This window comes from Roseovarius tolerans (assembly GCF_900109855.1).
Taxonomy (GTDB): domain Bacteria; phylum Pseudomonadota; class Alphaproteobacteria; order Rhodobacterales; family Rhodobacteraceae; genus Roseovarius; species Roseovarius tolerans.
On the sequence record NZ_FOBO01000023.1, the window covers coordinates 32,335 to 43,644 of the forward strand.

The 11,310-nt window shown below is 57.9% G+C and carries 10 protein-coding genes and 1 pseudogene; 8 read left to right on the forward strand and 3 right to left on the reverse strand.

Annotation, left to right across the window (positions count from 1 at the left end):
- Positions 1-57: 57 nt before the first annotated feature.
- From BMX04_RS17180 to BMX04_RS17190, 3 genes are read right to left on the reverse strand one after another with little or no spacing between them, the layout of a single operon-like run.
- Complete coding sequence (locus BMX04_RS17180; RefSeq protein ID WP_074788098.1) at positions 58-942, reverse strand: 2-hydroxy-3-oxopropionate reductase; 885 nt, start codon at positions 940-942, stop codon at positions 58-60.
- A gap of 33 nt (positions 943-975) precedes the next feature.
- A complete protein-coding gene (locus tag BMX04_RS17185; RefSeq protein WP_139194607.1) occupies positions 976-1,992 on the reverse strand; it encodes a D-2-hydroxyacid dehydrogenase in 1,017 nt (338 codons plus the stop codon).
- A gap of 26 nt (positions 1,993-2,018) precedes the next feature.
- Entirely contained in the window at positions 2,019-3,359 is a 1,341-nt protein-coding gene (locus BMX04_RS17190) for an aromatic ring-hydroxylating oxygenase subunit alpha (RefSeq protein WP_074788100.1), read from the reverse strand.
- A gap of 358 nt (positions 3,360-3,717) precedes the next feature.
- On the opposite strand from BMX04_RS17190, the gene BMX04_RS17195 reads away from it, so the two are divergent.
- The 8 genes and pseudogenes from BMX04_RS17195 to BMX04_RS19180 all read left to right on the forward strand — a co-directional run.
- Entirely contained in the window at positions 3,718-4,245 is a 528-nt protein-coding gene (locus BMX04_RS17195; RefSeq protein WP_083398222.1) for an Lrp/AsnC family transcriptional regulator, read from the forward strand.
- A gap of 263 nt (positions 4,246-4,508) precedes the next feature.
- Positions 4,509-5,084: an Lrp/AsnC family transcriptional regulator gene (locus tag BMX04_RS17200; RefSeq protein ID WP_244888580.1), complete on the forward strand. Its 576-nt coding sequence runs from the start codon at positions 4,509-4,511 to the stop codon at positions 5,082-5,084.
- A 38-nt stretch (positions 5,085-5,122) separates the two neighbouring features.
- Positions 5,123-6,574 carry a glutamine synthetase family protein gene (locus BMX04_RS17205; protein ID WP_074788102.1) on the forward strand — a complete coding sequence of 484 codons (1,452 nt, stop codon included), beginning with the start codon at positions 5,123-5,125 and terminating at the stop codon, positions 6,572-6,574.
- A gap of 33 nt (positions 6,575-6,607) precedes the next feature.
- Positions 6,608-7,453: an ABC transporter permease gene (locus BMX04_RS17210; protein ID WP_074788103.1), complete on the forward strand. Its 846-nt coding sequence runs from the start codon at positions 6,608-6,610 to the stop codon at positions 7,451-7,453.
- Positions 7,454-7,516: 63 nt separating this feature from the next.
- Positions 7,517-8,590, forward strand: coding sequence for an ABC transporter substrate-binding protein (locus BMX04_RS17215; protein ID WP_175477401.1), 1,074 nt, complete (start codon positions 7,517-7,519; stop codon positions 8,588-8,590).
- 21 nt (positions 8,591-8,611) lie between these two features.
- Entirely contained in the window at positions 8,612-9,403 is a 792-nt protein-coding gene (locus tag BMX04_RS17220; RefSeq protein ID WP_074788104.1) for an ABC transporter ATP-binding protein, read from the forward strand.
- A gap of 126 nt (positions 9,404-9,529) precedes the next feature.
- Positions 9,530-10,540, forward strand: a complete 1,011-nt coding sequence (locus BMX04_RS17225; protein WP_074788105.1) for an alpha/beta fold hydrolase — start codon at positions 9,530-9,532, stop codon at positions 10,538-10,540.
- Between the two features lie 160 nt (positions 10,541-10,700).
- Positions 10,701-11,063, forward strand: a pseudogene (locus tag BMX04_RS19180) (enolase C-terminal domain-like protein); the annotation flags it as partial.
- Positions 11,064-11,310: the final 247 nt, after the last annotated feature.

Consider the following 11,310-nt stretch of genomic DNA (forward strand, 5'->3'; position numbering starts at 1 on the left):
CGTTTTGTTGTCACACCGCAGGTTTGACCATGGACATGCTAGCCCAGGGTCACCGCGTCAGCCCATTTCGTGGTTGGCCATGGCTTCCAGTGCACGCACCAACGCCGAGTGATCCGCATCGGCATGGCCATTGGCGCTGGCTGCGTTGAACAGCTCCTGACAGGTCGCCGTATTAGGGAGGGCGACACCCAAGGCGCGCGCGGATTCCAGCGCGAGGTTCAGATCCTTCTGATGCAGCTTGATCCTGAAACCGGGATTGAACGTGCGGTTGATCATCCGCTCGGCATGCACCTCAAGGATCTTGGACGATGCAAACCCTCCCATCAGCGCCTGCCGGACGATGGCCGGATCGCAACCCGCCTTCGAGGCGAATACAAGGGCTTCGGCCACCGCTTCGATATTCAGCCCGACAATGATCTGATTGGCGATCTTGCAGGTCTGCCCTGCGCCATTGTGGGTGCCAATCAGGGTGATGTTTTTGCCCATGAGCTGCAACAGGGGCAAGGCGCGGTCAAACGCCTGTTGCGGCCCGCCAACCATGATGGTCAGCGTCTGCGCCTTGGCACCCACCTCGCCGCCGGACACCGGAGCATCCAGATACTGCCCCCCCTTGGCGTCGACCAGTCCGGCCAGTTCTGCGGTAACGATGGGGCTGATCGAGCTCATGTCGATCACCAAGGCGCCCTCGCGCAACCCCTCCAGCAGCCCGTTCTCGTCGCGTATCACGCGGATCACATCCGGTGTGTCAGGCACCATGATAATGATCGTATCACAGGCCGCGGCCACTTCCGCCGGGCTGCCCAGAACCTTGACCGACGCCCCGTGCAGCGCGTCCGGCAAAGGCGAGGTGTTCAGACAGGTGTGAATGCGATGCCCGGCCCCCGCAAGATGCCCCGCCATCGGCGCGCCCATGACGCCAAGCCCTATAAATCCGATATCCAAAGTGGTCTCCTCCCGTGGTGGTCAATCGCCGTGTCAGTAGCCCAGATCGGGCTGGATCGGATTCAGCAGGGGCTTCCCCTTCAGAAACTCGCGCATGTTGAGAAAGAACAGACCCAACGTCATTGGCACATAGGCGTCGCCATCATCGGCGGACACGTGCGGTGTGATGATCAGGTTCGGCGTGGCCCAAAGGCGCGAGTCCGCTTCGATCGGTTCGGGATCGAATACATCCAGAATAGCGCCGGCCAGACTACCCTCTTCCAGCTTGTCGCACAGGGCGTCGTAATCCATCACCGCTTCGCGCCCGATATTGATCAGACCAGCACTGGGTTTCATCAGGTCCAGCCTGCGCCGGTCCATCAGACCTCGGGTTTCGGGTGTGTCGGGGGTAGCGATCAGCAGATAATCCGCGCGCGGCAAAACCTTGTCCAATTCGGCGGTGGTCACCACCTCGTCGCAGCCATCGACGGCCCGGCCCGAGCGATTGACACCAATGACATGCACGCCGAGGGCCTGCACCTTCTTGGCCCCGGCACCGCCCAGACTGCCCGTGCCCAACACCACCAGCGTCTTGCCTGCAATTGGCGAGGCATAGAGCGAATCATAGATCACCTTGCGCTGATTGGTGATGATCTTCGGCATATGCGAGTGCAGCATCAACACCGCCATCAGACCGAATTCCCCCGCCTTGGCGGCATGAATGCCCTTGCTGTTGGTCAGGGTCACCCCCTTGGGCAGCCAGTCAAGCGGCAACAGATGTTCCACGCCTGCGCCGATGCAATGGACCCAGCGCAGCTTGGGCGCAATCGCGCCCAAGCCTTTGGTCGGCAGGTTCCAGGTCAGCAGTACATCCGTATCGCCCATTGATGTCTCGAAATTGTCCGTGTCCCAGTCAATCCTGAAATCCATCTTGCCGGCCAGATCCGGGAAGTCGGCGAGAGCGGAGTCGATCCTGTCCTGCGTGATGGTAAAGACGGCTTCGCCCTCGGGCGTGTTGGGGAAAGATCCCGCAGCCCAGCGATTGTTTTTGACATGTACTTTGACGGTCACTGTTGTCTCCCGATTTTCAGCCGTGTTCAGCCGAGTCCATTTTGCTCGATTTCCTTGAGACGCTGAATGATGCGCGCATCGCGATCAGCGTCGCACAAATGTTCGGCGTCGAATTCCATCTGCATGACCGTTTCGCCGATCTTCTCAAGATAGGCCGCGTCATTGTCGCCCTTGGGCGGCAGGGCCAGAATGGTGTCCTGCCCGTAGGTTCTGACCGAATGGCCATGATCGCGGTTGGGCTGCGGTGGCTCGGTGCCGCTTACCAGATCGCGGATCTGCTTGCGCACGCGTCGCCGATACAGCGATATGCCCCGGTCAGTCGGCATCAGGTTCTCGCCCTTGTGGGTCGAGATTGGTCCCATACCCTCCACCGCTTCGGAATCGGCTGGATAGCGCTTTCTGTCCTCCATGGGACGGTCCAGAATCTCGCCCTGCTCGATCTTTTCATGGCCCTCGCGGTTGTTGTATTCATGCGGATCCCAGCGATCGCCAAAGTTTGCCCAGGCAAAGACCATGGAATTCTCGTCATCCACCGGAACCACCCAGCGGGTAAAGCAGGAGCGCCCGAAATAGCGCTGCTCGGTGCCATCTGCGGCATAGGCAGCCCCGGCTTGTGTGAAGTTGGGCAGCACCAATTCGTTGACGCGCACCCATGCGTTATTCCCGATGCGACGTGTGGACGATCCCAGAAAATGGTTGTCGTTGCGCTCGTAGAATTTCAGCACGCCGTTGGCCAACATGCCCTCGGAAAACTGCGGATGGCTGTTCTGGCCGTGCAGGTAGGTTGTGTGGACCGGGTCAAGGATCGCGTCCAGCACCTGAATCCAGTTGCATTTGTAGGGCGCCTTGTAGGGGGCGCTGGTCATGCCGTCATGCTCGAACGCGTCATAGATCGGAAACTCGGGCTGCAACTCGGGTGGGCCCATATAGGCAAAGACCAGCCCGCGATATTCGATCACCGGATAGGCCCCCAAGCGGGTGCGTTCGCGCACCATATCGGCCGCCTTTGAATTCTCGGCGGGCGTTTCCAGAATCTCGCCGTCAGGCGCGAACAGCCAGCCATGATAGCAGCAGCGAATGCCGTTGGGCTCGCATTTGCCGAATTCCAGCGATGCGCGGCGATGCGGGCAGTATTTGTGCACCAGTCCGATCTTGCTGCCGTCGCCGTAACGGAACAGGACCAGTTCCTCGCCCAGAATCATCAGCGCCTCGGGCAATTCTCCCAGATCATCGGTCAGATAGACCGGATGCCAGAACCGGCGCATATATTCGCCGCCTGAGCTATTCGCGCCGATGCAGGCGATCTCAAGATCGGCCTCGGCCTTGGCGGATTGTTTGTACCCCCGGAATTCGCCGGCAAACGGCATTGGCTTTGTCTTTGGTCCGGCGGTTTCCATTTTGAGTGCTCCTGTTGGGGGACAGCCCTGTGGGCGTCGATACCCAAGTATCGAATGCTGAATTCGTATGTCAACGGATATTTTCGGCTGCTTTCGTAGCTTTGGGGCCTCTTGCTGCGATATCGTCACTTCTGGCAAGCTGTGGTCCAGATGCCTATTTCCCGAGCGCAGCACAGTTTACTTTTGAACGCAGTTGGGGGAAAAGCATACGCTTTAGCGGGTTCTTAACAGTATTGGTTGTCTTTAGGGCCCCGACATAGCATCAAGTGCTGCGTGTAATTGCCAAAGCCGGGGATCGTATGACTCCATCACCAGAGACAGGGAACTGATGAGCAGCAACAGCGTCACCGACGAGGTGGAAAAAACCGCGCGATTGGCCCATACAGAGCGCCTGACGATGCTGGGTGATGACCTGAACGGCAAGATCGTCGAGGCGCTGCGCCGTGACGGGCGGCGGCCCTATTCCGAGATTGGTCAGGCATTGGGCGTATCCGAGGGCACGATCCGAAACCGTGTGGGGGCCATGCGCGCCGCCGGGGTGCTACGCATAGTGGCCATCACCGATCCGGGTGCCGCTGAATACCGGACCGAGGCAATGCTGGGCATCAAGGCTTCGTCGGGATGCAGCCCCGAAACACTGGCCCACCGGCTGCGCCTGCTGGAAGAGGTTGTCTATATCGCCTGGGTCAGCGGGCGCTTTGACCTGCTGGTCGAAGTGGTGGCCGAAAACGATGTGACGTTCATGCAGTTACTGACAACTCATATTCATGGTCCGTCCGATATCGGCTCGGTCGAGATCATGACGGGGCTCAAGAACTTCAAAAACCAGTTTCTGCTCAAAAGCAACTGGAGCTGATCCTCCCAATCTTATGTCGGACGTGAATGCACCCCCGCTGATTCGGGGCGTTTGCAAGGTGATTTGACGTCTCAAGCCGGTGCCGGTTGCCTTTGGCCCGGCCTGATGGCGCCTGCGCGTATCGCAAGTGCGCAGTCAAAATATACGAATTACGTATTATTTATGAAAATAAATGTTGATTACACGATAATTGCGCTGTCTAATGTTCGAAATACATAGCAATCAGATTGCTTCTCCGGCTGATTTCGCAAAGGCGCAAGGACATGTTCGGTAAGGCTGCACATCATAACCGTCCACCGGATACCGGCGGCCCCGCATCGCCAGACCCGATAGAGGACCAGTTGAACCGCGATATCATCGCGTTTCTGGAAGAGGACGGGCGCACCTCATTTTCAGTGATAGCGCAGGCATTAAACGTATCGGAAGGAACAGTGCGCAACAGGGTCGCCCGGCTCAAGGCAAGCGGCGCGCTACGCATTGTGGCTGTCGTCGATCCGGCCGCGACCGAATACCACACCAGCGCAATGCTGAACCTTCGGATGGCACCGGGCTGTTCGCCGGCAAAGGTCGCAGAGCGGTTGGATCCGCATTCTTGCGTTGTCTACATCCTTTGGGTGGCCGGGCGCTGTGATCTGGTCGTCGAAGTCGTGGTCGAGGATCAGGCACAATTCCTGACCTTTCTCGAAACCCATATCCATCAGGCCGCCGATATCGCCCATGCCGAGGTGATGCCCGGGCTGAGGAATTTCAAAAACCAATTTCTGCTGAAACGCGGGCACCCCGAGACGTCGGAGCACCCCAGACAGGGCCGGACGCAGAATCTGCGCAATCCTGAATAACAACCATCCTTCTGAACGCCACAAACGGAGATTATCATATGGCCAAGGACACACCCAACGATTTCGACAAGAAGATTTATTACGAAACCTTCGATGAAGCGGTCGAGCGCAACCGCCCGCGGATCCCCGAGGTGCGTAAGATGCTGGAAGAGGCAGGCGTCAAATACGTGATGTCCAGCTGGATCGATCTGCATGGCATCCCCAAGACCAAGCCCGTGCCGATGAGCGATTTCGACGAGCTGTGCATGGGCAAGGGGCCGCAATTTGCCGTCCACTCGATCTCTTTCGTGCCCGAACTGTCGCCCGCCGACAGTGATCAGGTAATGGTTCCCGATCTGGACGCCGTCTATATCTGCCCTTGGGACACGTCGATGGCCGTCATCTTTGCCGATCTCTATTGGGAAAATGCGCCCTATAACGTCTGCTCACGTCAGGCCCTGAAACGCGCAATACACGAGGCACAGGCAGATGGCTATGTCGGCTATGCCGGGGTAGAGCCCGAATTCATCGTGATGAAATATGATGACGCCGGAAAGCCGGTAAAGGCTTTCGATGACGATCCGGCACATGGTCTGCGTCCGCGCCGCCAGGCCTTTGGCTATGACGTGGAATACACGGTTGATTCCATGCCCTTCCTGAAAGACCTGATCGACATTCTGGAAGGCATGGGCTGGAACCTGCACGATGTGGTGGCCGAAGGGGCCTATTCCCAGTTCGAGTTGGATTTCCATTACACCAACATGCTGGAAATGTCCGACCGGCTGGCCTTCTTGCGCATCGTGCTAAAGGAAGTGGCCAAGGAACACGGCATGTTCGTGACCTTCATGCCCAAGCCGACGGTTGGCGACTGGCGCTCAGGCGCGCATATCAACATGTCGCTTCAGCACAAAAGCCGCCCCGGTGAAAACGTGTTCAAGGATGACAGCGATACGGGCTGGAGCGATGAATCCCGCTGGGCCGTCGCAGGCCTGATGCAGCACGCCGAGGCCATCACTGCGATCACATGCCCGACCGTGAATTCCTATAACGGGCTGGTTCCGCGCGTTGGCGGCTTTGAAGGCGGCACCGTGACATGGGCCCCGACCAACATCACCTACGGGTTCAACAACCGCTCGGCGCAATTCAGACTACCGCAAAGCCGCTATTGCCTTGAGAACCGCGCCTGCGACATGACGATGAACGTCTATCTGGCCATGGCCTTCCATTTGACCGCAGCCCTTGAGGGCATCCGCAACAAGATGGACCCCGGCAAGCCAACGGATTTTGACCTCTATTCGATGAGTCCACAGCAGTTGAAAGATGCAGGTATCCGTCGGTTGCCCCGCACGCTCTTCAACGCGATCGAGGCGCTGCGCGAAGATGATCTGGCCAAGCATGTTCTGGGGCCGGTGATGCGCAATTCCTACATGGAATACAAATCCGACGAGTGGGAGCGCTACCATCAGGCCGTCACGGATTGGGAAGTGAAGGAGTATCTGCGGCTCTACTGACCCAAACCCCCATCAGCAGAAAGACCGTCCGAAATGAACGAAAACAGATCATATAGCACACCGCAGACGGGGGCCGCCGCGCGGCCCCGCAAGCGACTGTTCGAATTCAAGTCGGACATCAACCCGACCTTGGGTCTGGGTCTGGGTGTTCTGGTCTGGGTGTTGTTTTTCGGCCTGTGGGAATTTGCCGTCTGGTCACGATGGATGACCGAAATCCTGCTGCCAGGGCCGCGCACGGTGCTGGCAGCGCTTTATACATTATTTGCTGAAAACGGCTTTGTTGCCGATGTGCTGATCAGTGTTCAGCGGGTCTTGCTCAGCTTTGTCCTGGCCTGCGCTGTGGCGATCCCGCTGGGCATATTGATGGGCTCATTCCGCGCGGTCGAGGCTTTTTTCGACCCCTTTGTATCTGCCTGGCGCTATTTGCCGGCCCCGGCCTTTATCCCGCTGCTTCTGATGTGGTTCGGAACGGGTGATGCGCAAAAGCTGGCCCTTCTTTTTATTGGCGTGATCTGGTTTCTGATCACGCTGATTGCAGATCACACCAAGGCCGTTTCGCAGGATCTGATCCGCACCTCCGTCACACTGGGCGGGACGCGCAGACAGGTGTTGCGCACGGTGATCGTGCCCGCCGCCCTGCCCAATATCGTGGTGGCGATGCGCCAGATGTTGGCCGTCAGCTGGACCTATCTGGTGATCGCCGAAATCACCGCCGCGGATGCAGGCATCGGTGCCATGATGATGCGGGCCAAACGGTTTCTGCATGTCGATCAGATCATGGCGGGCATTCTGGTGATCGGCGTTCTGGGCCTGCTGTTTGATTACCTGCTCAAGCGGCTTCACCGGCACGCCTTTTCGTATCTTGACGAGTATCCCTGAAGGGGCAGCGGGCACTGACAGCCCGTCCAGTCACCATTCACAATCATGTCAAAGGAGAAGAAGATGACCCTTCTACATCAATTAAAAAAAGCGCTGACTCTGCCCGCAAGGCTGGCATTGACGACGACGACAGTTCTGGCCTGCACCGGCGCGGCCATGGCGGCGGAAGACGTGCGTATTGCGGGCTATACTTGGCCGGGATATGGGTTTTTCCATATTGCGATCGCCAAGGATCTCGCACCGGAACTCAACATTGACTACCAGACCATCGAAGACCCGTACGAGAGCTTCAATCTCGTGGCCGCCGATCAGATGGATGTCGTGGCAAGCACGGCCGAATTCACGCCTGTTGGCGTGGAGCGCGGCCTGCCGATCAAGCTAGTGGCTTTTGGTAACCTGTCCTACGGCACGGACAAGATCGTGGCAGGACCGGGCATCGCCAGCGCTGCCGATCTTGCAGGCAAGGAAGTTGCCGTTCTGGAGGGCGGTTTGTCACAGATCTTCATGGCCATGTGGCTGGAGCAGAACGGCGCAGACTTCGATTCGGTCGTCTATCGCAACATCATCGCCGATGATGCCCTTGCGGCGATGATCGGCGGCGGCGTGGCGGCCTCGCAATTCTGGGAACCTTACGGCAGCAATACCCTCAAGGCCCTCGAAGGATCGTCGGTATTGGCCCAATCGCGCGAACCCTACTGGCTGAAACAGGGGGTCGTTGCCGATGGGTATTATATGGGCGACAGGTTCATCAACGAGCGTCGGGATGTCGCGTTGCTGACGATGAAGGCGCTCTATGATTCGATCGAATGGTGGAGCCAGAACCCCGAGGAGGGCAATCAGATCATCGCCGATGGCATGCAGATGAGTGTTGCCGATGTTGAACTGGTTCTTGGTAAGGATGGCAGCCGAACAGATGGCGGTCTCTATGTCTACAATTTCATGGAGGCGGCACAATTCTGCGGCTCGGCCCCCGGCAATCCTCCGTTTGATCAAACCAATGGCCAGATCAACGATCACTGGGCCTTGGTCAGCGACTGGTGGGTTAAGTTCGATCTGATCGAAAAGGTCCAGCCGCCGGAAACAGGAATCGAATGCAGCCTGCATAAAGAGCTTTATGAGGCCGGGTATCGCGGATGAACGGACCATGAGGATGCCAACGTGAACACCAACACGATCCTGACCGTTGAAAATGTCAGCAAGACGTTTTCAGCCAAATCCGGCCCTGTAGAGGCGTTGCGCGATGTGTCTTTCGCGGTTGAGAAAAATGAACTGTGTGTCCTTCTGGGTCCGTCAGGATGCGGCAAGTCAACCTTGCTGAATATCGTGGCGGGCCTGGAATATCCCAGTGCAGGGCGCATGCTGCTGGACGGTGTCGAGGTGCACGGCCCCGGGCGCGAGCGCGGCATGGTGTTTCAGGGATATACCTCGTTTCCTTGGCTCACCGTGTTGCAGAATGTCGAATACGGCATGAAGCTGAACGGAGTGCCCAAGGCCGAGCGGCGCGAGCGGGCATCGCATTATGTCGATCTGGTGCATCTTGGGAAATTCAGGAACGCCTATCCGAAAACACTGTCCGGCGGCATGAAACAGCGGGTCGCGATTGCCCGCACTTTGGCCAATGCGCCCGAAATCCTATTGATGGATGAACCCTTTGGGGCGTTGGATGCCGAAACCCGCTGGCATATGCAGGAAATGCTGCTGGAAATACTGGACACCACCCATACCACCATCCTGCTGGTCACACATGACATTCAGGAAGCGATCTTTCTGGCGGATCGGATTGTGTTTCTATCTTCGCATCCCGGACGGTTGAAGACCATTCTCGACCTGAAATTCAAGCAGGGCAAACGGCCAAACAGCAAGGAAGAGCTGATCCAGATGGAGGGATATCTGGACTGCGAACAGCAAATCGTCGCCCTGATGCGCAGCGAGGCCGGTATCAATGATTAAGGCATTTCGCGAAAAATCTGCGTCACTTTTTTCGCGAAACGCGCATACCCCATGAGCGCTGCGCACACATCGCCCAAAATTTAAACCGAAACGCTTTCGTCACACAAATCCAACAGAAAGTCGCCGATGAGCAAACCTTACAACACCTTTGAGCTTGGCAACCTAGATCTTCTTTCCGGGGATGTTCTGCATGACGCATGGATCGCCTACAAGACGCATGGTCGCTTGTCAGCACGGGGCGACAATGTTGTTGTCCTGCCGACGTTTTACACCGGCACGCATGCACGCAATGAAGGCTTCTTTGGCCCCGGTCGCGCGATCGACCCCGAGCGGCATTTCGTGATCTGCGTGGACCTGCTGGGCAATGGTATTTCCAGTTCTCCCAGCAACAGTGCGCGCGCCTATGGGGCGAAATATCCGCTGGTGCAAATGTGGGACAACATCGCCTGCCAGCATCGCCTTCTGACCGAGGCGCTAGGCGTTGACAGGATCGCGCTGGTGGCGGGCTGGTCCATGGCGGGAAGTCAGGCCTATCAATGGGCGGCGCAATATCCCGATATGGTTGATGCTATCCTGCCATTTTGTGCCTCGGCCCGCACATCTCCACATAACTCCGTGTTTCTCGAAGGGGTCAAGGCAGCACTTTGTGCCGACCAAACCTGGGATAACGGTAACTACAAATCGCCCCCGGTGGCCGGGCTCAAGGCGTTTGGTCGTGTCTATGCAGGCTGGGCCTTTTCGCAAAGCTTCTATCGTGAAGGGCTTTATCGGCAACTTGGATTCGAAACCCCCGAGGACCTTTTAAAAGACTGGGAGGAGGATCATGCGACCGGATGGGACGCCAACAACCTGTTGGCAAAGCTGGCAACTTGGAAGGCCGGGGACATCTCGGCGGGGCCGCTTTATGAGGGGAATTTTACGGCAGCGCTCGGGGCCATAAAGGCCAAGGCCATCCTGATGCCCTGCACTCAGGATCTTTACTTCCCGCCCCAAGACAACGCTATCGAAGCGCGTCACATGCCAAACGCCGCGTTTCGTCCCTATGATTCACCTTGGGGTCATTGCGCAGCAAATCCGGGCAACGATCCAGGCTTCACTAAGCAGCTTGAGGCAAATATCCGTGAGTTGCTGCCCTGACCGCATTCTGTGGGAAACCACGAGCTATGAGCCGGCAGGGCATGTTTACATACCCGAGAGGCCTCCATTTCCACCACCTCCTGAAGCGGCACGGGCTGACCGAGGTGATCTTTGCGGATGTGTACGCGCTCTTGGCCGACTGTCGCGTTGACTTTAACAGGGCCACGCTTACGCCAAGTCCGCGCTGGATCTCGCGCTTTGGGACATCACCGGTCAGGCGGCAAACCTGCCCCTTTACGCACTTCTGGGCGGGCGGCAGGCGGCGGACATGCCGCTTTATCATTCGATCACCTGTGTCGCGCCCGAGGAAATGGCCCGCATCGCGCGTGAGGTGCAGGCCCAAGGCATCGCCCAGTTTCAGGTCAAGCTGGGCGCCGACGATGACTGGCAGGCCGATGTCGCACGTCTGCGGCTGGTGCGCGAGGCGGTGGGCGACGGGCCGCTGGTTTACGGTGACTGGAACTGCGGCGCGACCCGGCTGGAGGCAACCCGCGTGGGCCGCGCGGTGGCGCATCTGGACATGTCGCGTAGCTCTTAAATGCGGTATACGAAATTCAACAAAATCAATGGCGCGGCTTTGCCGTTAAATGTGATATCTTTCCTTTAAATCCGACAGAGACCGTTCAATTGTCTGGGGTCATGCTGCTTGAAGGAGCGGAGGTGTTGGCTCTAACAGGGTCTTGTCAGACGAACTTGGCTTGAGCCCTTGCAAGCTGCCCCCTACTCTCCCCGGATGACAAAACGCGACCCGTTCAAGTACTTCAAAACCA